Here is a 26070-nt window from a genome sequence, read left to right on the forward strand (position 1 = left end):
GTTTGAAGTTCCCCGAAAGCTACGTTGCGTTCAGGATTGCGTCAATGCGAGTAATGCCGTAAGTGCACGTCAGGGAAGGTTAATTGATGCAATGACGCTGAGTTCGAATGCAATGGAGCGTTGCATTGAGTGACGTCGAAAGGCAATGGACCGCTCGACCGGCCGGCCGCGACGGTCAGCCGGGAGGCCGGACGCAACGGCGGCCTCAGACAGCAGCCTTGGGGTCGATCCACAGCGCCTCGGAGACGCCGCACAGCTCGCCCTCCGCCGTGGCCAGCGCCACGCCCATCGTGTGCTTGCGGCCGGACTCCGACACCAGCCAGGCGTACGAGATGTGCGGCTCGCCCGCGACGACCGGACGCAGGACCGTGCCCGTCAGGGAAGCGGTGACCGCGCCCGCGCGCAGCGTGCCGAGGAAGCGGCCCGCCCAGTGTCCCGGGCAGTCCAGCGCACCCCAGACCAGCTGGGTCGGGAGCAGTCCGTCCGTGTCGGCGAAGGTGTGGGACGGCGTCCAGGCGGAGGCCACCAGGCCGAGATCCGGCACCGGAGTGCCGTGCACCCGCAGACCGCGGTCAGCGGTGCGCAGACCGCAGCCGAAGCAGTCGACCACACCCGACGGCGGCGCCGCCCGGAACCTCTTGGCCGCAGCGTCCGCCTCGTCCCAGGACGGCGCGGCCGGCACCTCGAGCGGCAACTCGGCGGGCCGCGCGGCGGCGAGCGGCCGCTCGGCTTCGCCCAACTCCACACCCTCGTCAGCCGTTTCGGCGATCCGCACGGGCACCTCGACCGGCACCGGCCCACGGAAGTCCACCCGGACCGTCCGCGCCCCGGACCGCTCCGCCAACACCCCGGCGATATAGCCCCCGAAGGCCACCTCCGGGTAGCCGACGTACAGCTCGGGCACCACGATCGCGTCACTCGTCGTCATGATCCCCACCTCATCACACCCGAGGACCGTGCCTGCGCCGGCCGACCGCACCGGGATGACCGTGTCAGACGTCCGCGACCAGGAGGCGATAGCCGACGTCGATGGAGTCGAGGGCGAGCAGGTCGGCGTACCGGTCGTGCCAGCGGCCGGTGACGAGGTCCTCGGTGAGGGTGGCCAGGCCGGGAACGAGGGCGTCCTCCCCGGTCTGGGCGAGCATCGAGATTCCCGCGCGCACCTGTGGGTCGAGATAGGCGTGCGGGCGGCGCCAGAACGCCGCGCCGAACCCGTCCGTGCAGTCGTGCGGGACGTCGACGGGCACCTGGCGGGCCCCGCCGAGCAGAGCCGCCAGCCGGTCGGCCGGGACTGCGCGGGTGTCGTCGAACGCGGCGGCCTGGGGAAGGTAGTCGCGCACGAGCCAGAACCGCTCACGGAAGACCTGCTGATCCCAGGTCAGGACGACGACACGGCGGCGCGCGACCCGACGGAGCTCGGCGATACCGGCTTCGAGGTCACTCCAGTGATGGACGGTCAGCAACGCCATCACGGTGTCGGCGGCGTTGTCGCGCAACGGCAGTCGCTCGGCGACCGCGCACACGGCCGGCGCGGCTCCGGGTGGGCGCTGGCCGAGCATGACGTGGCTGGGCTCGACCGCCAGAACGGTCTGCGGCGGTTCGTAGGAGCCGGTACCCGCCCCCACATTGATCACGTCCGCGGCGTCGCCGAGCGCCGCGTGGATCTGCGCGGCGATCCGCGGGTCCGGCTGCCGCGTCCGGCCGTACGTCGTTCCGAGCGTGTCATAGATGGCCATGGCTCCGAGTATGAGACGAAGCCGTCGATCGGGGTGGGCCGCCGGAGCCGCACCCCGAACCGGCACTGTGCCGCGCCGCGAGGCGGTCGGCCGGTCAGCCGACGGGCGGCATGTCGGCCGGGGCGGAGTCGAGACCGGGCCGCTTGGCCGCCCAGGCGCCGCGCGTGAAGTCCGGGATCCCGACCGGGCGGCCGTCCCGCGCCAGGGACGCCGCGCTCAGGGGGACCGCCGAGCACCAGGCGGCCGAGTCGTACACGTCGATGTCGGGCACCAGCCCGGCGCGCAGCAGCTGGACGGTGCGCCATTGCAGGACGTAGTCCATGCCGCCGTGGCCGCCGTTGTTCGCGGCGTCGTCACCGACCTTCCGCCACAGCCAGTGGTCGTACTCCTTCTGGTAGTCGGCGAAGTCGCGCCAGGTGTGCCCCGCGTGGTCCGGTTCGAGATAGACGCGCGCGCCGGTCGGGGAGGGCCCGGTGTAGTCCTCGACGATCCCGCGGCTGCCGGCGAGCGTGTTGATCCTGCTGTACGGCCGCGGTGAACTCACGTCGTGCTCGGCCCGGATGACCCTGCCCTTCTCGGTCTCGATCAGGCAGGTGACCAGGTCGCCGTTGATGTACGTCTCCTTCCAGGACGGGTGGTCCCGGGGGATGTTGCGTTCGCGGTAGTCGGCGAGCCCCTTCGGCGCGGTCGCTGTCGCTCGCAGAGTGGCCATACGGTCGCCGCGGTTGACGTCCATGGCCGCCGCGATCGGGGCCAGCCCGTGCATGGGGTAGAAGGACGCGGTGCTGCGGGTGTGCCACAGCCGCCGCCAGGAGTCGGTGTAGTACGTGTCGGAGAAGAGGAGTTCACGCAGGTCGTGGAGGTAGCCGCCGTGGCCGTTGGTGATCTCCCCGAACACACCGGCGTGCGCCATCCGCAGCATGGCCAGTTCGTTGCGGCCGTAGTTGCAGTTCTCGGCGAGGAGCAGGTGCTTGCGGGTGCGCTCGGAGGTGTCGACCAGGTCCCACAGCTCGCGCAGTTCGGTCGCGATCGGGAGCTCGACGACGGCGTGCCTGCCGCTGAGCAGCGCCGCTCTGCCGTGCTCGTAGTGGAACTCCCAGGGCGTGGCGACGTACACCAGGTCGATGTCGTCCCGCCGGAGCATCCGGGCGTAGGAGTCGGCCGAGCCGCCGTACTCGGCGGGGCGGGGCTCGCCCTTGCTCACCAGCCGGTCGGCGGCACGGGTCGCCCGGTCGGCGCGGATGTCGCAGACGGCGGTCACGGTGCAGCCGGGTACGGCCGCCCAGCTCATGACCATGCCGCTGCCGCGGTTGCCGAGGCCGATGACGGCGACGCGGACGGTTCTGTGGACCTCGAACGGGACGCCGATCATCGACTTCTGTCCGGGACGGCGGCGGGGCACCTGTCCTGTGGCGGCGGACGCGGCCGGCGCCGCGGCGGTCATCCCGGCCGCGAGCGCGCCGGTGGCCACGGCTCCGCCAAGGAGCAGTCGGCGTGAGACAGCGGGTGTTTCGGACATGACGGCAACACTCCTCGGTGGGGTGGCTTGCATCACTGCCGGTGCACTGTCGTGACTGTGGGGGACGCGGGGACTGTCGGTGCACGACTCTGCGGGCTGTGACGCTCGCATGTCAATACGTGCTCGATAGAGAGCTGTTCCGAGCAGTATCGAGCATCATCGGGAGGTCTGGAGGCAACGGGGACGCCCGTCGGCCGTCACGCGCGGCAGCGGCTGGGCGAACTCGGCTGGAGGGAAAGGATCGCGGCGCGCGGAGCCCATCGCCGGAAACCGCTGTTGCCTGCCGAAGAATTTCTTGAAGCGGTGCGAATCCCGCCCAGTTGGGTGGCGGCTACAAGAAATGCGACGGCTTACTCGCCGCGGCTCGTCCGGATGCCTTCAGCGACCACGCACCGGGACTTCCGGCCACCATTCGCATTCTTACCGAAGGGAATCCTGCGGCCCGGGGAATTCATGGTCGACATCACCATCGCCGAACGCCGCTGAATCGGTATGAATCTGACCGGGGGACAGACGTACGGTTTCCCGGCCGCCTTCGCCCCAGGGCGATGTCCGGGCCCGGCGTCACACGGACCTTGTCGAGTCCTGGGACGCCGGGCCTGGCGAGGCTCAGGGCAGGACGACGATCTTGCGGCCCTGGCCGGCGGCGAACTGGTCCAGCGCCTGCGGATACTCCGTCAGCGGCAGCCGGTGACTGATGAAGACCTGCGGATCGAGCACCCCGGTGGCGAACAGCTCCGCCGCGCGCTCGTAGCTGTGCAGCACCGCCATCGAGCCGGTGATCGTGATCTCCTGGTTGTAGATCCGGTACGGCGAGATGGTGGCCTTCGTCGCGTAGTCGGACACCCCGAACTGGAGGAACGTGCCCGCCTTCGCGACCCGCTCCAGGCCGTCCTGGATCGCGGCGGCGTTCCCGGTAGCGTCCACGACCACGTCCCAGCCGCCACCTGACCGCCGCAACTCATCGGCGGAGAGCCCCACTTGAGAGCAGCCGAGCTTCTCCGCCGTGGCCAGTCGCTCCGGGTTGACGTCGACGACGTCGACCGACGCGGCCCCGGTGCGCTTGGCCAGCTCCAGCATCATCAGGCCCATCGTGCCGCTGCCGTAGATCAGCACATGGGAGCCCAGCCTGCTGTTGAGCACGTCGTAGCCGCGCACCGCGCAGGACAGCGGTTCGATCAGGGCCGCGTCCTGGACGTCCACATGGTCGGGCAGCCGTACGCAGTTCGCGACCGGGGCGACGGCATACTCGGCGGCGCCACCGGCCACCGTCACACCGATCGCCTGCCACCGGTCGCACAGGTTGTTGCGGCCGACCCGGCAGTAGCGGCACTCGTGGCAGTAGAGCGAGGGGTCCACTGCGACCCGGTCGCCGAGGGCGAGTTCGGTGACCTCGCTGCCGAGTCCCACGACCTCGCCGGCGAACTCGTGGCCCGGCACGACCGGCAGCGTCGGCGCGAACTCGCCCTGGAGGATGTGCAGATCGGTCCCGCACAGCCCGCAGGCCGCCACGTCGACCACGACCTCGCGCGGCCCGGGGGTGGGGTCGGGCACCGTGGTGACGGTGACCTTGCCGGGTGCTTCGATGACGGCGGCTTTCACTTGACTGCTCCTAGGGACAGCCCTCGGACCAGCTTGTCCTGGGCGGCGAAACCGGCGATGAGCACCGGCAGGGAGACCAACGTCGCGGCGGCGCACAGCCGGGCCAGGAAGAGGCCCTCGCTGGTGATGAAGCCGACCAGGAAGACCGGCGCGGTCGACGCGTTGGTCGCCGTGAGGTTGACGGCGAACATGAACTCGTTCCAGCTGAAGATGAAGCAGATCAGCGAGGTCGCGGCGAGCCCCGGCATCGCGACCGGCGCGACGATCCGCAGCAGCACGGTGGGCAGACCCGCGCCGTCCACTTCGGCGGCCTCGAGGATCTCCTTGGGCACCTCGGCGAGGAACGAGCGCATCATCCACACCGCGATCGGCAGATTCATGGCGGTGTAGAGGATGATCAGCGTCCACACGTTGTCCAGCATCCCGGCGTCCTTGACGATCAGGTACACCGGCAGCAGCGCCGCGATGGCGGGCAGGAACTTGGTGGACAGGAAGAAGAACATCACGTCGGTCCACTTCTGGACCGGCTTGATGGACAGCGCGTAGGCCGTCGGCACCGCCAGCACGAGCACCAGGAGCGTCGAAATCACGCTGGCCATGGTCGAGTTCAGCAGGAACGGGGTGATGTCGCGGCTGAACAGCAGCTTGTACTGGTCGAAGGTGACCGGCGCCAGCGGGCTCGGCGGGTTGGTCGCCGCGTCCGCCTCCTGGTGGAAGGAAGTGAGCACCATCCACGCCACCGGGGCGAAGAACGCCAGCGTGGCGAGCCAGGCCACGAAGGTCCACAGCGGGGACAGCCTGGGCGTGCCGCCGTGGTCGTCGCGCCGACGTAGGGCCTTCTTGAGTCTCGCGCCGGGCGCGGCTACTGCCGCGTGAGTGGTCATCGGGACACCTCCTCGCGGAACAGCGACGCGATGGTGCGCAGCGCGAAGGTCGCGATCACGATCGAGCCGAGCACGACGACCACACCGGCGGCGGCCGCCTGGCCGTACTCGTACTTGCGGAACATGGTCAGGTAGATCTCGTACGGCAGGTTGGTGGTCCGGGAGCCGGGGCCGCCCTGGGTGATCGTGTAGACCGCGTCGAAGGTCTGCACGACGTAGATCGTGCCGAGCAGGATGCCCAGTTCGAGGTACTGGCGCAGATGCGGCAGCGTGATGAAGCGGAAGGTCGCCATGGCCGACGCCCCGTCGACCCGGGCCGCCTCCAGCACGTCACCGGGCTGCGCCTGAAGGCCGGCCAGGATGATGAGCATCATGAACGGCGTCCACTGCCAGACCAGCGAGAGGACGACGGCGGGCATCGGGTAGGAGGACACCCAGTCGATCGTGGGGCCGTTCTCCGCGCCGAAGAGGCGGTACACGGCGTTGAGGGTGCCGTTGAGCAGGCCGTAGTCGGGGTTGTAGATGGCGTGCTTCCACAGCAGCGCGGCGGCGACCGGCATGACCAGGAACGGCGCGATGAGCAGCGTCCGCGCCAGACCGCGGCCGACGAACCGGCGGTCCAGCAGCATCGCCAGGCCTAGGCCGAGCAGCACACTGATGAGGACCACCGAGGCGGTGAGTACGACGGTGTTGAGCACCGCCGTGCGCAGCCGCTCGTCGGTGAAGACGAACTTGAAGTTGGACAGGCCGACGAAGTGCCGCTCGCCCGGCTTGAGGACGTTCCACTGGAGCGTGGAGATGACGAGCGTGGCGACGAACGGCAGCTGGGTGACGACGATGGTGAAGATCAGGGCCGGAAGCAGCGGGATGCGGCGCTTCCACTTGCCGGCGCCGGCGGACGGGCGCGGGCGGCTGGGCGGTGGAGCGGTCTTGGGGGGTGCGGTGAGCGTGGTCATGGCGGTTTCCTCTGCCAGTGACGGCCGGGAGATGGGAGAAGGCGGGCCCGGCCGGCCGAGGAGCCGGCCGGGCGATGACGGTCACTGGTAGTTCTTGGCGACTTCCTCGGCGAGCTTCTGGCCGTCGTCGAGTGCCTTGTCCACGCTGGTCTTGCCGGCGATGGCGGCGGAGATCTCCTGCGTGACCTTGGTTCCCAGGTCCTGGAACTCGGGGATGGCCACGTACTGGACGCCCACGGTCGGCCTCGGCTGGAGGCCCGGGTTCGCCGGGTCGGCCTGCTCGATGGACTTCAGCGTGATGTCACCGAACGACGCCGCCGCCTTCTGGTACTCCGGGAGCTCGTACGTGCTGGCCCGCTTGCCGGCCGGAACGCGCGACCAGCCGAGCTTCTCGCCGACCGTCTTCTCGTACTCCTTGCTGGAGGCCCACAGCATGAACTTCGACGCGGCGTCGGCGTTCTTCGTGGTCTTGGGCATGGCCCACGCCCAACTCCACAGCCAGCCACTGCTCTTGGTCTCGGTCGTCGGCGCGTACGCGTAGCCGACCCGGCCGGCGATCTTGCTGGACTTCGGGTCCTCCAGCGACCCGGCCGCGCTGGTCGCGTCGTACCACATCGCGACCTTCTTCTGGCTCATGGCGTTCAGGCACTCGGTGAACCCGGCCTGTGCCGCTCCGGCCTCGCCGTGCCCCCGGACCAGGTCGACGTAGAAGTTCGCGGCCTTCTTGAACTCCGGGGAGTTGACCTGCGCCTTCCAGTCCTTGGTGAACCAGGTGCCGCCGTAGGTGTTCACCACGGTCGTCAGCGACGCGCCGAGCTCGCCCCAGCCTGCCAGACCGCGCAGACAGATGCCCCGCATGCCCGGTTCCGCGCCGTCCACCTTGGCCGCGATGTCGGCTATCTGCTGCCAGGTCGGCCGCTCGGGCACCTTGATGCCCTTCGCCTCCATGACGTCCTTGTTGTACATGAGGAACGAGGACTCGCCGTAGAACGGCAGGGCGTACAGCTTGCCGTCGGAGCCCGACAGGGACGTGACCATGGGCTTGAGCAGGTCGGCCTTGTCGAAGGCGGTGTCCTTGTCGGCGTAGGAGCTCAGTTCGTGCAGCCAGCCGTTCTTCTCCCAGATGGGCACCTCGTAGGCGCCGATGGTGGCGACGTCGTACTGGCCGGCCTGGGTGGCGACGTCCTGGGTGACCTTGTCGCGCAGTTCGTTCTCGGGAAGGACCGTGAAGTTCACCTTGATGCCGGTGTCCTTCGTGAAGGTGTCCTTCGTCAGCTTCGCGATGTCCTCCATCTGCGGGTTGCCGACCATCAGCACGTTGATGCTCTTGCCGCCGCCACCGGAGCTGGAGGAGCCGCCCGCGCCGCTGCACGCGACGAGCAGCGAGCTCGCGGCCGCCGCCGCGGCGAGGACGTGGATCATTCTTCGTGTGCGCATGACTGACTCCAGGAGATGTGTTTCGGGGTGTGCGGAAGCGGGCCCCCGGACGTGCGGGGGTGGAGTGGGGTGCGGGGAGGAACCGCTGCTCAGACCCGGACGACCTCGGGGCCCAGCAGCGAGTAGCGGTGTGCCTCGGAGGCGGAGAGGCCGGCGTCGGTGACGATCGCCTCGAACTCCGTGACGTCGCCGAAGCGGCAGAAGCTCACGGCGCCGAACTTCGTGTGGACGCCGGAGAAGATCCGGCGCCTCGCGGCCCTGAGGACCTGGGATTTGACCTCGCTGACGGCGGGGTCGGGGGTGGTGAGCCCGTACTCGCGGGAGATGCCGTTCGCGCCGACGTACGCCAGGTCGATGACGAGTCCGGCCAGCATCCGCGTCGCCCAGTGGTCGACGGTGGCCAGCGTCCCGCCGCGCACCCGGCCACCGAGCAGGAGCACGGTGATGTTCTCGGCGGAGGCCAGATCACCCGCCGTGGCCAACGAGGAGGTGACCACGGTCAGTTGACGGTCGCGGGGGAGCGCTGCGGCGATGAGCTGCGGGGTGTAGCCCTCGTCGATGAAGACGGTCTCGGCGTCCCCGAGCAGATCGGCCGCGGCTGCCGCGATCCGGGACTTCTCGGGTACGTGCATGGTGGTGCGGAAGGCGAGCGTCGTCTCGAAGCTGCGGCTCTCCACGGGGTGGGCCCCGCCATGGGTACGGCGGACCAGCCCGTGCCCCTCCAGCAGATTCAGGTCCCGTCGGACGGTCTCCTTCGAAACCCCGAGATCGGCTGCCAGCTCTCCCACATCCACGGATCCGGAACCCCTTGCCCTTTCCAGAATTCCGCGTCTTCGTTCCTCGGCGTCCACGGCGACACCTCCGTTTCACGCGCGGCGCGATGTTCCCGCGCCGGCTGTTTCCCGGAGCCCGTCCCATTCGGCTTCGGTGGCCAAATTTCTACAAGGGGATCACCGGTAGTGAACAGATTCGCCGTTAAGCAGTTCGTGACCGAATGTGCCCGCATTCCAACGTGCGTAATACCGGAATGCCGGAGGTGGGGGCTGTACGGCGGGGGCGGTCATAGCCCGTTTCCCGACCGTCGCGTGCCCATTTGGTGCCTGCTTCCCCGACCGGATTCGGCCAGCCGGTCGGGATCAGCGGCAGTCGTAGGTGAACCGGGCGGTCACCGCGCCGTGGGAGGGCGAGAGAATCCGCAGCTCGGCGCGTGCCTCACGGTGGCCCTCGCCCTGGAAGGTCCACAGCAGATGCAGGCGTGCCTGCTTCTGGCCGCGGACCATCCTTTCCCGCAGCACTCCGGAGGTGGTGCCGTCGCTCCGGGTCCATCGGTACGACAGCGTGCCCGGACGGCCGTTCGTCGTGACGAGGCCGACGACGTCCGCCGTGTCGTCGCACCCCAGAACCGCCGGCCGGGCCGTGACTGCCACGTTCCTGACCTCGACGGCCGGACCGAGGCGCTGCCAGGCGAGGAACGCGAGGACGCAGAGCAGCACCAGCGCGGGCAGGGCGTGTCTGCGCAGCCGTCGGCGAGGAGGCGCCGGGGGTATCGGCACGGCGGGGATCGTCCGATGTGTGCGCTCCGCGACGGCGGCGGTGACCCCGGGGCCGAAACGCAGCACGGTGCCTTCGACCCGGTCCGGCGGTGTCGAAGGCCGAGTCTCCGGAACCGTCTGTTCGACGAGCGTCTCGTCCGCTTCCGGACGCTCTATCCAGTGGCTGGCCAGCACGGTTGCGCTGTACTCGGCACCGGCCGAGTCGGCTTCACCGTTCGTCGGGCGGGCGTCTTCAGGGCCGAGCCGCATGGTCGCGGCGTGCTCGTCGGAGGCCGCGAGGACCTTGGTCGGCTCCTCCTCGCCCGGCGCGGGAGTGCGATCGTGCTGGGTGGTCATCGGATGTCACACCGCCTGGTCAGAAGCTGCTGAGAGGCACCTCCGCCGGCGGAGCCCGGGTCGGTCGTGGCCTGGACCGTCCAGTAGCAGCCGGCGTTCTGGAAGGTGTGATCGACGGGGATCGAGTACTGCGTGGCGCCGCTGCGCGTGAACGTCTGCGACGCACCGTCGGCGGAGCCCGGCAGCCCGGCGACGTTGCCCGTGAACCACGAGACGGTGATGGTGACCGGCCCCGTGCCGTCCGTGGTGACGCTGACGGTCGCGGAGGCGCTCGACGAACCCGTCTGCACGAAGCCCGACACCGCGACGTCCTTGACGGCGGGCGCCGCGGGCGACGGGGGAGAGGTGGTGGTCGGGGTCTCCGTGATCTCCGGGTCGGTGGGAGGCGTCGTCTCCTCCCCTCCGGCGGGTGTGGCGGTGGCCGTGGGGTCCGCGCTGTCTGTTGCCGCCGGCCCGGAGGCCGACTCGCTCGGTGACGACGACGGATCGCCCGACTCGCTGGGCGTCGGGGACGTGGACGAGGAGGCCGACGCGGTCGGCGCGCTCGTTCCGGCCGGCCCCGAGCCGGGCTGCGCGCTGGTGGTGGCCAGGGCCCGGTCCGCCCGGTCCGCGGCGGTCCCGGGGGCGAACGGGGCGCCGTAGGTGAGGAGGACCGCGAGGACCACGGCGGCGCCTGACACCAGCATTCCGGGGCGACCGGGCAGCCACGACCGAGCGGGGGTGAGGGTGTAGCCCGGCTGCGGGCGCAGAACCGTGCGTGCGGTGTCCGTGGTGGTGCTGGGGTTGCCGCGGGCAGAGGGCAGCAGGAGCGGCAGCAGCGCCACCAGCGCGGCGAGCCTGCCGCGGCCGCGTTCCTCCCAGTCGGTCCCGTAGGCGGCGCCGGCGGCGGCCTCCAGTTCCGTCACGAACTCCTCGGCCTGCGCGGGCCGTTCCGCCGGGTCCTTGGCCAGACCGCTGCGCACCAGCCCACGTACGGCCTCGGGCGCCTCGTCGGCGGGGATGGGCGCCTCGACGTGCTGGAGCGCCAGCTCGGCGAAGTTCTCGCCCGAGTACGGCTTGCGTCCCGTCAGGCACTCGAAGAACGTGGCCGTGGCCGCGTACACGTCGGCCGCGGGCGAGGCGGGCGCGCCGGTCCACTGCTCCGGGGCCATGTAGGACGGGGTTCCGGCGACTCCGGCACTGGTGCCCGAGTCCACCGCGATCCCGAAGTCGACGAGCCTGGACGACCCGTCCGGCGCGACCAGCACGTTCTCCGGCTTGTAGTCGCGGTGCACGACACCGACGCGGTGGGCGTCGGCCAGACCGAGCAGTGATCCCTTGAGGATGACGAGCGCGGCCTCGGGGTCGAGCGGGCCCTGCCTGCTCAGGAGGGTCCGCAGGGAGATCCCGTCCACCAGCTCCATCACGATGGCCGCGCCGTGCGTGCTCTCCACGTACTCGTACAGCCCGGTCACGTACGGGCTCTCCAGCCCGCCGAGCAGCCGCGCCTCCGCCCGGAAGTCGTGCACGAAGCCCGGCCGGGTGCGCAGTGCCTCACTGAGGTACTTCACCGCGACCGCGACGCCGGTCTCCTCGTGGACGGCCAGTACGACCCGCCCGCTCGCCCCCGAACCGAGTTCGAGCGACTCGCTGTATCCGGGTACTTCCCATGTGCTCATTACGCCCCCCAGGCCGCTTGCCGGCGCGCCGCGGGAGCCTCACCCACTCCGCGGCGACCGGGCCACGCGCTCTGAGACACATTTTCGGCCACGGCGGTTGCGTGGCCAGAGGGATCGACGAGGCGTACCCCGACCGTGACATCGGCGACGCGATTGTTGCCGGGCGTCCTCACCGCGGCACGAGCCCGCGCCCCACAGAGCGGGGAAGATCACGTACGTCCGTCGGCCGAAAGGGAACGCGCCGGCACGCCGGTGGGTCTCGTCGATCAGCGCGACGCACCGGTCGTCGAAGACCCCCGTCGCCCATCCGCAGCGGTCGACCGCCTGCCTACGCTCCGCCTCCGCGGTGTGGCGGTTTCCCCGCAGCACTCCGTCCACGGCCACCTGCGTCAGGGGGATGACTTCCATCGGTGCCGTGAGGTCGGTGGACGGTTCAGGTGTCCTGTTCCGCCGCCCTGCACACCGGGCAGGTCAGCCGCCTGGCCGGGATGTCGTGGATCACTTCGCCGGGTTGGGCGGTACCCCGCAGGACCACCGACTCGGAACGCACATGCTCCGGGCAGACGGCGGCTCCGCACACTCGGCAGATGGCCACCGGCTCCGTGGTGCGCCCTGCCTGGGCGCATTCATAGCAGTTCATCTACGTGCCTCCCAGCCGTGCAGCAGAGACAGCACGAGCGTATCTCCGCAGGGCCCGGCTCGCTTGTCGTGAGCGTCGCAGACCCGCGCGGCGGGCACCGGGCGTGACCGGAACGCGCTCTCCCGGTTCCGGCCCGGAAGCTCACTCCTGCGGGCGCCCTGGGCAGGACAGGGCCGCCGGGGACCGCCACGCTGGGATGGTGCTGGGCTCCGACGCGTCCGCCGGTCGGTGATGCGTGGCCTGTCCATGCCGGTATCCCCGACGCAAGGGAGAGGTATGACCGAGACGGACTCCGACGGGATCAGGAGCAGCCGGCGCTCGCGGCAGGAAGGTTCCGACCCGGCCGCCGTCGACCTGAGGCGCGTCGGTGCGAACCCGGACTTCTGGTACCCGGTCGCGCTGTCCCGCAAGGTACGCCGCGGCCGGGTGATCGCGACCACCTTCGCCGGGGAACGCATCGCGCTCTACCGGGGGAAGAGCGGCACCGTCCATGCCCTGGAGGACCGGTGCGCCCATCGACAGGTGCCGCTGAGCATGGGCGTCGTCGAGGGCGAGGTCCTTCGCTGCTGCTACCACGCGTGGGCCTACCGCGGCGACGGCCGAATCTCGCAGATCCCCTACCTGTCCAAGGGCGACGGCCGGCCGCCGCGCGGCGTGCGCGGCTATCCGGTCCGCGAGGCGTACGGCATGGTGTTCGTCTTCCCCGGCGACCCGCAGAAGGCGCCGGACGTCCCGCTGCCCCTGCTGCCCGCGTTCGCCTCACCGCGGTACAGGACCATGACGTTCTCCCGAACGGTGCACTGCCACTACTCGTTCATGCACGAGAACCTGCTCGACATGAACCACCAGTTCCTCCACCGCGGAGTCGTCGGCAAGCTCCACCCGGAACTGCTGGGGTACGAGACTTCCGCGCGGTCGGTGGAGGCCCGCTATCTGTTCACCCACACCGGGGGAAAGCGGAACCGCGGCGCGGGCCTGCTGGCGGCAGAGGGTCTCAGCGGGCGGGACTCCGCCGACGTCATGACGATCCGCACCGAATACCCGTACCAGACCCTCGACCTGGTGCCGGAGAACGCCGACCACCCGGCCTTCCGGCTCTGGGCGGTGTACGTGCCCGAGGACGCCGAGCAGCGCACCTGCCACGCCTACGGCCTGCTGATGATCGAGAAGCCCGGGATCCCCGGTGCGCTGCACCTGGCCTGGCCGCTCATCCGCCGCTTCACCGAGCGGGTGTTCGCCGAGGACCGCATGGCCGTCGAGGCCGAGCAGCGGGCCTGGGACGAACAGGGCGAGGACCGCAATCACGAGATCTTCCCCCTCATCCTCGACGTCCGCGATGTGCTGCGCAGCAACGGCGTCCCCCTGCGCGCCCGGCCGAGCGCGTGCGCGCGTGCCGGCGGCGACCTTTCGAAGCCGGCGTCCGACCACTGCGCGACCGATTGACGCCGGGCCGCCCGATCGCCGTGCTGGCAGGATGGCCGTATGGAACGTGTGCTTGGAATCGGCGGGTACTTCCTCCGGGCAGCTGACCCGGCGGCCCTGACCGCGTGGTACCGCGACTGCCTGGGCCTGGACGCCGACGAGCACGGCCTCTGGCGTCCCGAAGCCGGGTTGACGGTGTTCGCGACCTTCGAGTCCGGCACCGACTACTTCGGATCCCGCGACCAGCGAACGATGCTCAACTTCCGGGTCCGCGACCTGGACGCGATGCTCGCGCAACTGCGCACCAAGGGAGCGGACGTGTCCGAGGAGACGCAGGACATGGAGGGCGTCGGCCGCTTCGGCTGGGTCACCGACCCGGAGGGCAACCGCATCGAACTGTGGCAGCCGGCCTGACCCGCCGGTGACCGGACGACGAAGGGCACGCGCGTATGACTCCCACCACGGCCGTCGAGACCGCCGGACGTCCGTGATGGCGGACAACGCCGATGGACCCGAACCGTCGCCCGGAGTCGATCCGGCGCTGCGGCCGGACGACCAGCTGGAGCAGATCGCCGAGCAGCTGCGGGAGCTGGCCGTCGCCAAGGACCGGCTCCAGGGACTGCTGGACGCGGTGCTGACGATCAGCCGGGAGATGGATCTGCCCACGGTGCTGCACCGCATCGTCACCACCGCCATGGATCTGGTCGGCGCCCGCTACGGCGCGCTCGGGGTGCTGGACGACTCCGGTGAGCAGCTGGGGCAGTTCATCACGGCGGGGCTGTCGGAGTCGGAGCGCGGCGACCTGTCGGGGATCGAGTTCCCCCGCGGCCGCGGGGTCCTCGGCCACCTGATCCACCACCCCGAACCCCTGCGCGTCGACGAGATCGGCTCCCACCCCGCCTCGGTGGGATTCCCGCCCGGCCATCCGCAGATGCGCACCCTGCTGGGCGTCGGCATCAGCGTCCGCGGCACCATCTACGGAGACCTCTATCTGTCCGAACGCCGCGACGGCCGGCCCTTCGACCGCGATGACGAGGACATCGTCGTCGCCCTGGCCGGCGCCGCCGGCATCGCGATCGAGAACGTCAGACTGTTCGAGCAGGTCCGCGACGGCGCCGAGCACTTCCAGCGACTCCTGCTGCCCACCCTGCCCGACCTGTCCCCGCTGTCCGCCGCGGCCGTCTACCGCCCCGCCCTCACCCCGGCCCACCTCGGCGGCGACTGGTACGACGCCCTCTGGCTGCCCGACGACGCGTGCGCCGTCGTGATCGGTGACGTCGTCGGCCACGACATGCGCGCGGCGGCCGCCATGGCCCAGACCCGCAGCATGCTGCGTGCCCTGCTGTTCGACCGCTTCACCCCGCCCAGCAGCGTCCTCACCCAGCTCGACCGCACCCTGCACGCCATCACCGACCTGCCCGTCACCACCGCCTGCCTCGCCCGGATGGAACCGGCGGAGGAGGGCTGGAAGCTGCACTGGAGCACGGCCGGCCACTTACCCCCGCTGATCATCACCCCCGACCGGCACACGGAGTACCTCGACGCCGAGCCCGGCCTGCCGCTCGCGGTCGACCCCGAGCAGGCCCGTCCCGACCACACCCATCCCGTGCCCGCCGGGACCACCGTGCTGTTCTTCACCGACGGACTCGTCGAGCACCCCGAGTACCCCATCGACCGCGGCCTGGCCGTGCTCGCCGAACTCGCCGCGGACCACGCCCACTTGCCGCTGGACGAATTCGTGTGCTTCCTCGCCGACCACCGCCCGAGCGACGGCCACGACGACATGGCCCTCCTGGCCCTGCACACCCCGAGCGACTGACACCGCGCACCACGCGGTGCGGCGGCCGGACCAATCTGGTCCAACCAGTTGACCAGTCTGGGGAAGCGCCGCCAGGGTGTGTGCATGACAGAGCAGCCCATCCGGCGTGAAGCCGTCTCCGAGCAGTTGTTCACGCTGCTCCGGGACCGCATCCTGAGCGGTGACCTCGCGGCCGGCGTCCCCCTGACCGCCGAGCGTGAACTGGCCGCCGAGTTCGGGGTGAACCGGCACGCGGTACGGGAGGCGGTGAAGCGTCTCCAGCAGGCGAGGCTGGTAGAGGTCAGCCACGGCGGACGCACCATGGTGCTCGACTGGCGACGGACCGCAGGCCTCGACCTCGCCCTCCAACTCGCCCACACCGAGCGCCTGTCCACGTCCTACGACCTGCGCCGCGACGTCCTCGAGATGCGGGCCTCCATCGGCGCGGACGCCGCCCGGCTGTGCGCCGCCCGCTGCCCCGACCGGACAGCCGCCGAGATCGTCAGCGCAGCAGCCGCCTACATCAACACCGGCCCCGACCTCACCGACCTCGCCGCCGCCGACGTCACCTGGTGGCGGCTCATCGTCGAGGGCTCCGGCAACATCGCCTACCTCCTCGCCTTCAACAGCCTCGTCGGAGAGGGCTTCACCGCCGGCGAGGTACCGACCGAGCTGCGCGCCACCGAACTGCTCGACGTCGCCGGACACATGAAGCTGGCCGCCCTCATCGCCTCACGCGACGAACAGGGCGCCGAGGCCGCGGCACGCGCACTGCTGGCCCGCAGCGTCCCGGTCACCCCGCACACCCGGGAACCCGAAGGAGGCACGCCGTGATACCCGCCGTCGTCTACGCCATACCCGCCTTCGTCCTGCTGGTCGCCGTGGAGGCACTGTCGTACCGCTTCCTCCCGGACGACGACGAACGCGGCTACGAGGCACGCGACACCGTGACCAGCATGTCGATGGGCGCGGGCAGCCAGGTGATCGCCCTGCCGTGGAAGGCCGTCACGATCGTCGCGTTCGCCGCCCTCTACAGCGTCGCGCCCTGGCAGCTGTCCGCCACGTCGGTGTGGACCTGGGTGCTGCTGTTCTTTGCCGAAGACCTCGCCTACTACGTCTTCCACCGCTCGCACCACCGCGTCCGGGTCCTGTGGGCGAGCCACGTGGTCCACCACTCCAGCGTGCGGTTCAACCTCTCCACCGCGCTGCGGCAGAGCTGGACCCCGATGACCACCCTGCCGTTCTGGCTGCCGCTCGCCCTGCTCGGCATCCCGCCCTGGATGATCCTGCTCCAGCAGTCGGTCAGCCTCATCTACCAGTTCTTCCTGCACACCGAGCGGGTGGACCGCCTGTGGCGGCCGATCGAGTACGTCTTCAACACGCCCTCGCACCACCGCGTCCACCACGGCTCCAACAACGCCTACCTGGACCGCAACTACGGCGGCATCCTCATCGTCTGGGACCGGATCTTCGGCACGTTCCAGGCCGAGGGCGAGCGCGTCGAGTACGGCCTCACCAAGAACATCGACACCTACAACCCGCTGCGCGTCGCCTTCCACGAGTACGCGGCCACCTGGCGCGACGTACGCAGCACCACCCGCTGGCGCGACCGCGCGGGCTACGTCTTCGGCCCGCCGGGCTGGAACCCGGACGCGAGCAGGAGCTGAACAACGGCCGTGCCGTATCAGGCGGTTGATCACTTCAGGGTTTTGCTGATGTCGTCCGCGCGGGCCACGAAGCGCATGGTGCGGTCCTTCACCCGGTAGAGGAACGCGCCCGCGTCCTCCTGGGCCTCGAAGAACTCCGAGTCCGGGTCGTAGCTGACCTTGCGGGTGATGCCCTGCCACGAGCGGCGCAGCAGTTCGGAGCGGAGGACGGAGCGGTCGTCGTCGCCGGCGGCGGCCAGGCCGTGGGCGCCGAAGCGGACGGTGTCGTAGGCCTCGGCGGCCCAGGGTGCGGGGGCGGCGCCGAAGCGTGCGCGGTGGGCCGCGGTGAACGCCTTGACGCGCGGGTCGGCGGCGGCGTCCGTGTAGCCCGTCCCGATGTGCCAGCCGTCCGCCTCCGCCAGGAACCGGGCGCCGAGCACATGCTCGTCCGCGACGCGCGGGCCGCGATACCCCGCTTCGCGCAGCTCGCGAGCGAAGGACGCGGCACGGTCGGGGTGGACGCCCGCGAAGAGGACCGCGTCGGCGCGACGGGCGGCGATCCGCCGTGCCGCGGTGGCGAAGCCGCTGTCCGGGGCCACCTCCTCGACCGTGGCATCGCTGTCGAGCTTCTTGTGCACCGTGATGATGCGGACCGTCTGGAGGCTCGCCGCCCCGTCGTCGAGGTCGTGGACGACCGTGGTGCGCGCGGGTTTCACGACCCCGTTGAGATAGCGCAGGATCGCCGGTGGCCCGGCGGTCCTCGTCGAACGCATCAGCAGGGTGCTGGTGAGGTTGACGCCGTCGAGTTCGCTGGTGTCGGCGCGCGTGATCAGCTGGGCGACCCGAGCCCGGGCGCAGGCCTCCACCGCCGGCGGCGCGGTCGCGTTGGTGCCGGTGCCGATCACCAGGGACACCTCCGGGTCGGCGGCCAGTCGGGCGGCGGCCGCGGCGGCCCCCTTCGCCGTTCCGCCGTCGTCGGCGGTGCGCAGCACGAGATCGAAGGCGCGTCCCGCGGTGGCGTTGTGTTCGCTCACCGCCACCCGGGCACCGCGCTCATGGGCCGTGAACGCGCCGTCCGACCGCTCGCCGAGGAGACCGATCACCCGCCGCGGCAACGCCCCGGTCCCGGTGGCGCCGGACGAGGTCGAGCGGCCCCAGCGCCACCAACTGCCCACACCCGCCGCGCTCACGCCCAGCACCGCCCCTCCGGCGGCCAGCACCCGGCGCCGAGAAGTCGGTTCCGCCGCCGACACCACGGCGGCCTGCGTCACGGCGTCCGCCCACCCGTCCACCGGCGCCCCGTCGGCGACCGTGCCCTGCGGCACCGGCAGCTCCAGCACCCGTGCGGCGCGAGCCGCCACCAGCGCGGGCAACCCCTCCGGCAGCCAGCCCTGCTCGTCGAACTCACCCAACCGGTCCCGGAGTTCACCGACCGACGGCCGCTGCTCCGGATCCTTCGCCAGACACCGCCGTACGATCCCGTCGAGCGCGTCGGGCACCGAGTCCAGGTCGGGGTCCTCGTGCACGGTCCGGTACAGCACCCCGGCCGCGCCGCCGACCCCGAACACCGGCCGGCCGGTGGCCGCGTGGGCGAGGACGCAGCCCAGCGAGAAGACGTCGCTCGCCGGACCCACCGTGCTGCCCCGGGCCTGCTCGGGCGAGAGGTATCCGGGGGAGCCGATGACCGAACCGTCGGCGGTGAGCGCGGTCACGCCGACCGCGCGGGCGATGCCGAAGTCGATCAGACGCGGCCCGTCCGCCGCGAGCAGGATGTTGGCGGGCTTCACGTCCCGGTGGACGAGCCCGCACGCGTGAACCCCCGCCAAGGCCTCCGCCAGAGCGGCGCCCAGACAGAGCAACTGCGCCGTCGGCCAAGGGCCGTTGCGGGCGATGGCCTCGGCGAGGGAGGGCCCCGGCACATAGGCGGTGGCCAGCCACGGGGAGCGGGCCTCGGCGTCGGCGGCGAGGACGGGCACGGTCCAGCGGGACCTCAGCCGCGCCGCCAGTTCCGTCTCGCGCCGGAAGCGGGCCCGAAAGCCCGGATCGCCGGCGTGCTCGGACCGGATCGACTTCAGGGCACACCAAGTCCCGTGCGGGGAGCGCGCCAGATACACCACGCCCATCCCGCCCGCGCCGAGCCGGGCGGCCAGCCGGTAGCCGCCGATCACCGACGGGTCGGAAGGCAGCAGCCGATCCATGGCACGGACCCCCTTTCCGTCTCCCTTCCCGGCCCCGCCCCGATCCCGCGGCCGGCTCCACCGGAACCGGCCCGGGACCGGGCGTCAGGCCTGTCAGCTCTGAACATTCCCCGCGTTCTGAAGATCCTGGAGCGACCCCAGCTGACGGAACCGCCCGTCGCGCACTTCGTGCACATAGGTACTGCGCAGCCACCCCTCGCTGCTGCTCTGGAACTGGTGATAGGCACCGAAAGCGTAAGTCCGGTCCATGCCCTGGTACTTGACCTTCGCCAGCCGCTCGCCGAGTTCGGCCCGCACCGGCCGGGCGCCAGACCGCTTCGGCACCGTCCGGGCGAACTCGCCCAGCAGCATGCGCACCGAGTCGTACGCCTCCGCGGCGAACGGTTCCGGAGCGGCCCCGTAACGCTTGCGCCAAGCGGAGGTGAAGTCCCGCGCGGCCTTGGTGCCGAGGGCGGACGGGTCGACCGCGGAGTCGACCACGTACCAGCCCTCGCCCGCGGCCCCCGCACGGACCGGGAAGTCCGTGCCGTACAGGAGGTGCTGCATCCAGCGCGGGCCCTCGAACCCGGCCGCGGCCAGCTGACGGGCCGCCGCCACGGTCGCGTCCATCGGGCCGAGGTAGGCGAAGGCGGTGACCCCACCGGCGAGCAGCGCGCGCACCGCGTCCGGGCCGTCGCCCGTCTCCTCGGCCACGACCTGGGGCACCACCTGGGCACCGAGCGCGTCCCGCCACTGCTGCACCAGCAGGGTGGCCTGGTCCTGGATGGTCGTGCCGCCGGAGCGGTCCAGGACCACGCCGATACGTCCCAGCCGTTTGGTGACCATGGCGTGCAGGGCGATCCAGCCGCCGAGCGCGGTGTGCGCCGCGCCGGTCTGGAAGGACGCGCTGGGCGAGGTCACGAAGTAGTCCTGCTGACCGGTGGTGCTCGACACATGGGTCAGTCCGGCCTGGCCGTAGACCTTCGCGGCGGACCGCATCGGGAGCTCGGTGACCGGTCCGAGGACGGCGACCACGTCCCGGTCCGCGGTGAACCGACGGGCCACGTCCTGGGCGCCGGCCGCGTCGCCCTGATCCCGTCCGACCCGGACCTTCAGGTCGTAGGCGCGCTCCGGGTCGGCGTTGTGCTGGGCGACGGCGAGCCGGGCGGCGCGTTCACTGACCCGGCTGACCAGCGCCGTGGACTCGGTGACGTGCACGCCCAGGACATACACCGGACGAGCCTTGCCGGGCGGCGCCTTGTCGTCGTCGCGGGTCGCGAGCACCGCGGCGCCCGCACCTCCCGCGGCGAGCAGCAACGCCCCACCGGCCAGCAGCAGTCGGCGCCGGCTGGGGCGCCGGTCCACCGCGTCCTGCGGTTCGTCCTCGGCGGCTGCCGGTGCCGCGGCGGACTCGTCCAGTTCGGTCGGCTCGATGTCGGGCAGCGCGAGGCCCTCGGCGGAACGGGCGGCGATCATACGGGCGACCGAGTCGGGAAGAACCGGGACACTGTCCCGCACGGGCGCCTCGGCGGCCTCGTCCGTCTCGCCGCCCTCGGCCAGCAGACCCCGCAGCTCCACGGCCGTCGGCCGCTCGCCCGGCTCCTTGGAGAGGCAACGGGCCACCAGCGCCCGGGAGTCGTCCTCGATGCCGGCGAGCGCGGGTTCGTCGTGGACGGTGCGGTACAGCAGGGCGTCGGGCGTGCCGCTGCCGAAGGGCGGACGGCCGGTCAGCGCGTACGCCAGGACTCCGCCGAGCGAGAAGACGTCGCTCGCGGCCGTGGCCGGTTCACCCCGGGCCTGCTCGGGGGAGAGGAAGCCGGGACTGCCGACGACCATGCCGGACGCCGTGAGGGCCGTGTCGTCGTCGGCCCGCGCCACTCCGAAGTCGATCAGCCGGGGGCCGTCCAGGGCCAGCAGTACGTTGCCGGGCTTCACGTCCCGGTGGACCAGCCCGGCCGCGTGCAGGTCCGCCAGGGCGTCGGCCAGCAGCCGGCCCAGAGAACGTGCGGTGGCGACGGGCAGCGGACCGTGCTCGGCGACGGCCTCGACGAGCGAGGGACCGGGAACGAACGCGGTCGCAAGCCATGGCTCGGCCGCCTCCGCGTCCGCGCCGAGCACGGGCACCACCCAACGGCTCGTCACCCGCCGGGCCAGCTCGGCCTCGCGTGCGAACCGCGCCCGGAAATCGGGGTCGTCGGCGCTCTCGCCCCGGATCACCTTGACGGCGGCGAGGGTGCCGTCGTCGTCACGCCCCAGGTACACCACGCCCATGCCGCCCGCGCCGAGCCGCCGCAGCAGCCGGAAGCCGGCGATGCGCGACGGGTCGGTGGGCCTCAGCGGTTCACTCATCGCGAGCCTCCGCGTCGTCGCTGCCGTCCTTGCCCTCGGCGCCGTCACGTGCCGTGTTGCCGCCGATGCTGTCGATCTCGGCGGCCGTGTAGGCCACGCCCTGCGCCACCTGGGAGGCGATCCGGGACGCCTCCTCGTCGGTGTGGCCCGCTCCGATACGGTCCGTCGCGGCCACGGTCACCGGACCGAGCCGGTACTTGAACCAGTCGAAGGGCAGCGCGCCCTTGATGCCGTCGACGAGTAACTCCCCGCTCTCGATGAGGTCGTCGTCGGTGACGCCGTTACGCGCCTCGGAGAACGGATCGGCCCGGGAGTACAGTCCGCGCACCTGCTCGGTGGCGTTCAACCGCTGGTTCGGGCAGCGGAGCGCCTCCTCCAACGACACGGCCATGTCCCGGCGCGCGGCCGTGGTGTCCTTGTGGACGGTGACCGTCATGGACACCTGCACCGGCCCCTTGCCCTCGCCGGCCGGCAGCTCGAATCGCCGGGTGAGGCTGGCCAACGCCGTGTCGGGCAGTGGCTGTCGCTGCCACACGCAGTCCTCGTCGAGCACCGCCCACTCGCCCGGATCACTCTCGTACGGCTGCGCCTTGCGGAAACCGGAACCGAAGTTGTCCGCCCGCGGGGTGAGCCCGCGAACGAACGTGACCGCCTCGGACCGTGTCCGCGGCGCCAGCTCTTCGGCCATCGTGTACGGCTCGTCCTCGGCGACGGCAGCCGCCGACGGATCCGCACCGTCCGCCGGGGCCGTGGGATCGGCACGGCCCGCCGAAGCGGAGGAGCCGGCGCCGTCCGAGCCGCTCGTGCCGCTGCGCGCCGAACCCTTCTTCCCTTCGCCGGCGGAACCCCCGTCCGCCCCGCTCGTACACCCGGCCAGCAGCAGTGTCCCCGCCACCGCCGCCACGACCGGTCTCCACTCGGTCATTCCAGCCCCCCACCCGTATGGATGCGCTCCCGCCGTCGCGGCGGTACGTATGGAGGAAGTGTGACGCACGTGAGGCTGTCCCGAACACCAACTCAACTGCTCTGCACCGGACTTGACGCAACGACACGGTCCGGTCGCGGTGATGTCGCCGAGTCGTGACGGTCGGGACGGGCCGGCGGACGGGCGCTTGCCGGACGAGCGCCGACGGACGCCCGTCGCCGCTCCCGGTGTCCGCCCGCCATCCAGGCCCACGCAGGTCGGCGCGTGCCTCCCCGGACAGCCGGACCGAGGAGCCCCACGAGCACTCCGAACAATCTCGCCCTGCCCAGCCGCCACCAACCCTGATCTGCCCTTCTCCCTCCCCGTCCCACCCCCGCTGCCATCGCCCGCCGAGCGCTCACGGTTGCTTCGCAGCCCACCCCGGCCCTAGGGTGAATGCGCTTTCATTCGGGTGTCGGCGCATCGCGCGGCCGGCACGGAACGGGGGATCGATCATGAAGGGCGCCGCATCGTGAACGCCACACCCACGGTGTACGACGTCGCCGAGCGCTCCGGCGTGTCCATCGCGACCGTGTCCAGGGTGTACCGGAACCCCGACTCCGTACGGGCCGCCACCCGTGAACGCGTCATGGCCGCGGCCCGGGAACTGGGCTACGTGCCCAGCGGCAACGCCCGCGGCCTCGCCAGCCGCTCCACCGGCGTCCTCGGCCTCTGCTTCCCGGACTACGCCGACCCCGGCACCGCGGACATCGAGGACGACGACGCGGCCATGCTCTACTCCGACCAGATCATCCGGGGCATGGAACGCGCCGCCCGCCGCCACGGCTACGCCCTGCTGATCGCCGCGTCGCTCGAAGGCGGCCCGGAGAGCCTCGTCGCCAAGGTGGCCGGCCGGGTCGACGGCTTCGCGGTGCTCGCGCGGACCGTACCGACGGAAGAGCTGGAGGTGATCTCCCGTCGCCAGCCGGTCGTCATGCTGGCCGGACCGCGCGCGGATCCCTCCCTGGACCACCTCGACCATGTGGAGGTCGCCAACGAGGACGGCCAGTACGAGCTGTCCCGGCACCTCCTGAACGATCACGGACTGCGCCGACTCGCCTACATCGGCGTCGACGAGTCGTCCCCGGACGTGGAAGCCCGCTTCCGGGGCTTTCGCCGGGCGTGCGCGGAGGCCGGCGTCGACGCCGGAACACAACCCGCGCTGCGCATGCCGATGATGACGCAGGCGGAGGGCGCCCGCGCGGCCGACCTGCTGTGCGATGCCACCGGCGAACGCCCCGAGGCATTCGTCTTCGCCAACGACCAGATGGCCGTGGGTGCGCTCCAGGCACTCGAACGCCGCGGGGTACGCGTGCCGGACGACATCGCCGTCACCGGCTTCGACGGCATCCCCCTCAGCCGCATCGTCCGCCCGTCCCTGACGACCGTGCGCCAGCCCATGGTGCGCCTGGGCGAACAGGCCGCGGAACTCCTGATCGACCGCCTGCGCGGCGAGGCCGGCGCGGACCCGGTGTCCCTGATGCTCCCGGTGAGCCTGGCCCGCCGGGCGAGCTGCGGGTGCCAGGAGGCGGGGCCGGGCACTTTCGGCGCGGTCTGAAAGCCCGGACGGCTTCGCTCCAACCCTCAGAATGCTGTCGTGGCCGAAGACGAGCAGAGCGACACAGAACCGCGTTCATTCCTGACGTGCGCGACGGAGGTGGCCCGGCTGCTGGGCGTCGAAGACGTCGCCGTCGAGCCGAACGACCGGCATGCCCGTCTCCTCGCCCACGCGGTGCGCAAGCCACTTCTCGAACGCGCGAGTCTGCCCGAGGAGTTGTTCGCCCCGTTGATGGCGGCATCCGTGTACGACCAGGATCCCAGCTTCTGTCGCTGGTTCGTCGAACCGGCGGTCTACGCATTCGGACGCCGGCGTGTGATGGCAGCACTGGTCGACCACCTGCGGACCGGCACGGATGCCGAGCGAGCCGGTGCCGTGCGGGCCTGGTACTGCGCCCACGTCCCGCTGCACGCGGATCGCTCCCCGGCGTACGGATCCGGTGGGGTACGTGATCCCGCTCTGGACGAGGTGCGGGACGTCAAGGACGCATGGCTTGAGGCATTGTCTGCACGATCTGCTTGAAAGCACCCGCGCATCCGCCCAGGCCCATCCCGACCAGCACATCCGTCGCTGGGCCGCTGCGGCGGACCACGACGCACCTGAGCCCGTCAGTCCAACAGGGCCGCTGTGAACACCTCGCGGTGAGCCGCCAGCCACCCCTCGATGCGGTCCCAACGCCGCCAACCACCGCGTTCGGACAGCGCCCGGGTGTAGGCGGGGTCGCCGTCGGCCACTCGGTCGGCGACGAAGGCCCGACAGGATGCGGTGGCCTGTTCGATGACGCCCGGCAGTTCGGCACGGTCCTGCGGGGAGAGGCCGTAGCCGTCGGCGAGGATCCGCAGTCGCGTCGGGGCGTCCAACCCCGCGGGATGGTGAGCTGTCGCGGAGACGGGATCGAGCATGGGCACCCAGTAGCGGGCGGTCATGGCGACGTCCCACACCGCCCGGCCGGGTGCCGCCATGTCGAAATCGATCAGGGCTACGGCACGGCCGTCTCGGAAGACGACGTTCTCCGGGCAGACATCGTTGTGGCACAGCATCGTTCCGCCCGCCGGGTCGGCCAGGGACCGGGGCCACTCGGCGCCTGCGTCAACCGCGATGGCCGCACTGACGTCGTGCAGCCGCCGCAGCAGACTGCCCACCGACCTCAACGCCGTCTCGGTCATCACCCAGCGCGGAAACGGCGGGAGAGCGACATCGCCGGGGATGAAGGTCAACTGTTCGCGGCCGTTCGCGGTGACACCGACCGGCCTCGGAGCCGCGTCGAACCCGTGCTCCTCGAGCCCGAGGAGATGGGCATGGAGGGCGCGAGCGGTGTGCGGCGCTGGGCGCTCCACGAGGGCACCGCGGCGGAAGACCGCGCCCACGTTCACCATGCCACCGACCAGCGCTTCGCCCTCAGCCGTCATGCCGATCACGCTACCGCCAGGTCGGCCGTGTGTAGGGCGGTTCCGAAGCACCTGCGTCTGGCCTCGGATCACCTCACCCACCGTCGTCCCACGGCAGTGCGAGCGCCCCGATGCCGCCGCCGAGGCGGCCGTCGAGGGACGGCACCAGGTCGAGGAGGGCGGTCGCGGCGCCCCACAGACCGGCCACGCAGTCGCCAGCCGAGGACGTAGGTGTCACGGGATCCGATGCCGTGCAGGACATGCCCGGCGGGATCGGAAGGGAGGTCCGGGCGCAGGCCGGGTTCCGGGAGTCCTGGCGCCAGCGGCAGGATCGCCGCCGATCCGGGAAGGGGCAGCGGCAGATCCGAACCCCCGTCGGCGCGGCCGCCGTACCAGTGCCCGATCACGAAGCCGTGGCGGGCGCGGCCGTCGACCGGTAGCACCAGC

The 26070-nt window shown here is 71.3% G+C and carries 22 protein-coding genes; 7 read left to right on the forward strand and 15 right to left on the reverse strand.

Going from position 1 to position 26070, the window contains the following annotated elements:
* Positions 1-205 precede the first annotated feature (205 nt).
* The 11 genes from CP983_RS42070 to CP983_RS42120 all read right to left on the reverse strand — a co-directional run bounded on the left by CP983_RS42070 (position 206) and on the right by CP983_RS42120 (position 12321).
* Complete coding sequence (locus tag CP983_RS42070) at positions 206-928, reverse strand: hypothetical protein (RefSeq protein ID WP_150505764.1); 723 nt, start codon at positions 926-928, stop codon at positions 206-208.
* Positions 929-992: 64 nt separating this feature from the next.
* Positions 993-1736, reverse strand: a complete 744-nt coding sequence (locus CP983_RS42075; RefSeq protein ID WP_150505766.1) for a class I SAM-dependent methyltransferase — start codon at positions 1734-1736, stop codon at positions 993-995.
* 94 nt (positions 1737-1830) lie between these two features.
* Positions 1831-3255: a Gfo/Idh/MocA family protein gene (locus CP983_RS42080; protein WP_125524901.1), complete on the reverse strand. Its 1425-nt coding sequence runs from the start codon at positions 3253-3255 to the stop codon at positions 1831-1833.
* A gap of 609 nt (positions 3256-3864) precedes the next feature.
* Positions 3865-4857, reverse strand: coding sequence for a zinc-dependent alcohol dehydrogenase family protein (locus CP983_RS42085; RefSeq protein WP_107909578.1), 993 nt, complete (start codon positions 4855-4857; stop codon positions 3865-3867).
* Complete coding sequence (locus tag CP983_RS42090) at positions 4854-5741, reverse strand: carbohydrate ABC transporter permease (RefSeq protein ID WP_107909577.1); 888 nt, start codon at positions 5739-5741, stop codon at positions 4854-4856. Before CP983_RS42090 ends, CP983_RS42085 begins: the two co-directional genes overlap by 4 nt.
* Positions 5738-6697 (reverse strand): carbohydrate ABC transporter permease, encoded by a 960-nt coding sequence (locus CP983_RS42095; protein ID WP_125524900.1) that lies wholly within the window; start codon positions 6695-6697, stop codon positions 5738-5740. Before CP983_RS42095 ends, CP983_RS42090 begins: the two co-directional genes overlap by 4 nt.
* A gap of 81 nt (positions 6698-6778) precedes the next feature.
* Positions 6779-8134 carry an ABC transporter substrate-binding protein gene (locus CP983_RS42100; protein ID WP_125524899.1) on the reverse strand — a complete coding sequence of 452 codons (1356 nt, stop codon included), beginning with the start codon at positions 8132-8134 and terminating at the stop codon, positions 6779-6781.
* Between the two features lie 89 nt (positions 8135-8223).
* Positions 8224-8985 (reverse strand): DeoR/GlpR family DNA-binding transcription regulator, encoded by a 762-nt coding sequence (locus tag CP983_RS42105; RefSeq protein ID WP_030947415.1) that lies wholly within the window; start codon positions 8983-8985, stop codon positions 8224-8226.
* Positions 8986-9270: 285 nt separating this feature from the next.
* Positions 9271-10023 (reverse strand): hypothetical protein, encoded by a 753-nt coding sequence (locus CP983_RS42110; RefSeq protein WP_189748911.1) that lies wholly within the window; start codon positions 10021-10023, stop codon positions 9271-9273.
* Positions 10020-11681 (reverse strand): serine/threonine-protein kinase, encoded by a 1662-nt coding sequence (locus CP983_RS42115; RefSeq protein ID WP_150505768.1) that lies wholly within the window; start codon positions 11679-11681, stop codon positions 10020-10022. The genes CP983_RS42110 and CP983_RS42115 overlap by 4 nt, the downstream gene beginning before the upstream one ends.
* Positions 11682-12114: 433 nt before the next feature.
* A complete protein-coding gene (locus CP983_RS42120) occupies positions 12115-12321 on the reverse strand; it encodes a DUF2180 family protein (protein ID WP_107909572.1) in 207 nt (68 codons plus the stop codon).
* Positions 12322-12597: 276 nt separating this feature from the next.
* Here CP983_RS42120 and CP983_RS42125 point away from each other — a divergent pair, with 276 nt between their 5' ends.
* From CP983_RS42125 to CP983_RS42145, 5 genes are all read left to right on the forward strand, one after another.
* Positions 12598-13764: an aromatic ring-hydroxylating oxygenase subunit alpha gene (locus CP983_RS42125; protein ID WP_150505770.1), complete on the forward strand. Its 1167-nt coding sequence runs from the start codon at positions 12598-12600 to the stop codon at positions 13762-13764.
* 39 nt (positions 13765-13803) lie between these two features.
* Positions 13804-14157 carry a VOC family protein gene (locus tag CP983_RS42130; protein ID WP_150505772.1) on the forward strand — a complete coding sequence of 118 codons (354 nt, stop codon included), beginning with the start codon at positions 13804-13806 and terminating at the stop codon, positions 14155-14157.
* Positions 14158-14233: 76 nt separating this feature from the next.
* The gene (locus tag CP983_RS42135; RefSeq protein ID WP_150505774.1) at positions 14234-15562 is read left to right on the forward strand and encodes a PP2C family protein-serine/threonine phosphatase; all 1329 of its coding nucleotides are present in this window, start codon (positions 14234-14236) and stop codon (positions 15560-15562) included.
* An 84-nt stretch (positions 15563-15646) separates the two neighbouring features.
* Positions 15647-16375, forward strand: coding sequence for a FadR/GntR family transcriptional regulator (locus CP983_RS42140; RefSeq protein ID WP_150505776.1), 729 nt, complete (start codon positions 15647-15649; stop codon positions 16373-16375).
* Positions 16372-17208, forward strand: a complete 837-nt coding sequence (locus tag CP983_RS42145) for a sterol desaturase family protein (RefSeq protein WP_150505778.1) — start codon at positions 16372-16374, stop codon at positions 17206-17208. The genes CP983_RS42140 and CP983_RS42145 overlap by 4 nt, the downstream gene beginning before the upstream one ends.
* Positions 17209-17237: 29 nt before the next feature.
* Here CP983_RS42145 and CP983_RS42150 read toward each other — a convergent pair whose 3' ends face one another.
* The 3 genes from CP983_RS42150 to CP983_RS42160 form a co-directional block, all read right to left on the reverse strand.
* The gene (locus tag CP983_RS42150) at positions 17238-19385 is read right to left on the reverse strand and encodes a bifunctional serine/threonine-protein kinase/ABC transporter substrate-binding protein (protein ID WP_150505780.1); all 2148 of its coding nucleotides are present in this window, start codon (positions 19383-19385) and stop codon (positions 17238-17240) included.
* 93 nt (positions 19386-19478) lie between these two features.
* The gene (locus tag CP983_RS42155) at positions 19479-21713 is read right to left on the reverse strand and encodes a bifunctional serine/threonine-protein kinase/ABC transporter substrate-binding protein (RefSeq protein ID WP_150505782.1); all 2235 of its coding nucleotides are present in this window, start codon (positions 21711-21713) and stop codon (positions 19479-19481) included.
* A complete protein-coding gene (locus CP983_RS42160; RefSeq protein WP_150505784.1) occupies positions 21706-22638 on the reverse strand; it encodes a hypothetical protein in 933 nt (310 codons plus the stop codon). The genes CP983_RS42155 and CP983_RS42160 overlap by 8 nt, the downstream gene beginning before the upstream one ends.
* Before the next feature lie 529 nt (positions 22639-23167).
* Between CP983_RS42160 and CP983_RS42165 the strand changes: the two genes are divergently transcribed.
* Positions 23168-24235, forward strand: a complete 1068-nt coding sequence (locus CP983_RS42165; RefSeq protein ID WP_150507216.1) for a LacI family DNA-binding transcriptional regulator — start codon at positions 23168-23170, stop codon at positions 24233-24235.
* A gap of 39 nt (positions 24236-24274) precedes the next feature.
* Entirely contained in the window at positions 24275-24757 is a 483-nt protein-coding gene (locus tag CP983_RS42170) for a hypothetical protein (protein WP_229914912.1), read from the forward strand.
* Positions 24758-24843: 86 nt separating this feature from the next.
* Here CP983_RS42170 and CP983_RS42175 read toward each other — a convergent pair whose 3' ends face one another.
* Entirely contained in the window at positions 24844-25644 is an 801-nt protein-coding gene (locus tag CP983_RS42175) for a phosphotransferase (RefSeq protein ID WP_150505786.1), read from the reverse strand.
* Positions 25645-26070: the final 426 nt, after the last annotated feature.

The organism is Streptomyces chartreusis, from assembly GCF_008704715.1.
In the GTDB taxonomy this organism is placed as follows: Bacteria; Actinomycetota; Actinomycetes; order Streptomycetales; family Streptomycetaceae; genus Streptomyces; species Streptomyces chartreusis.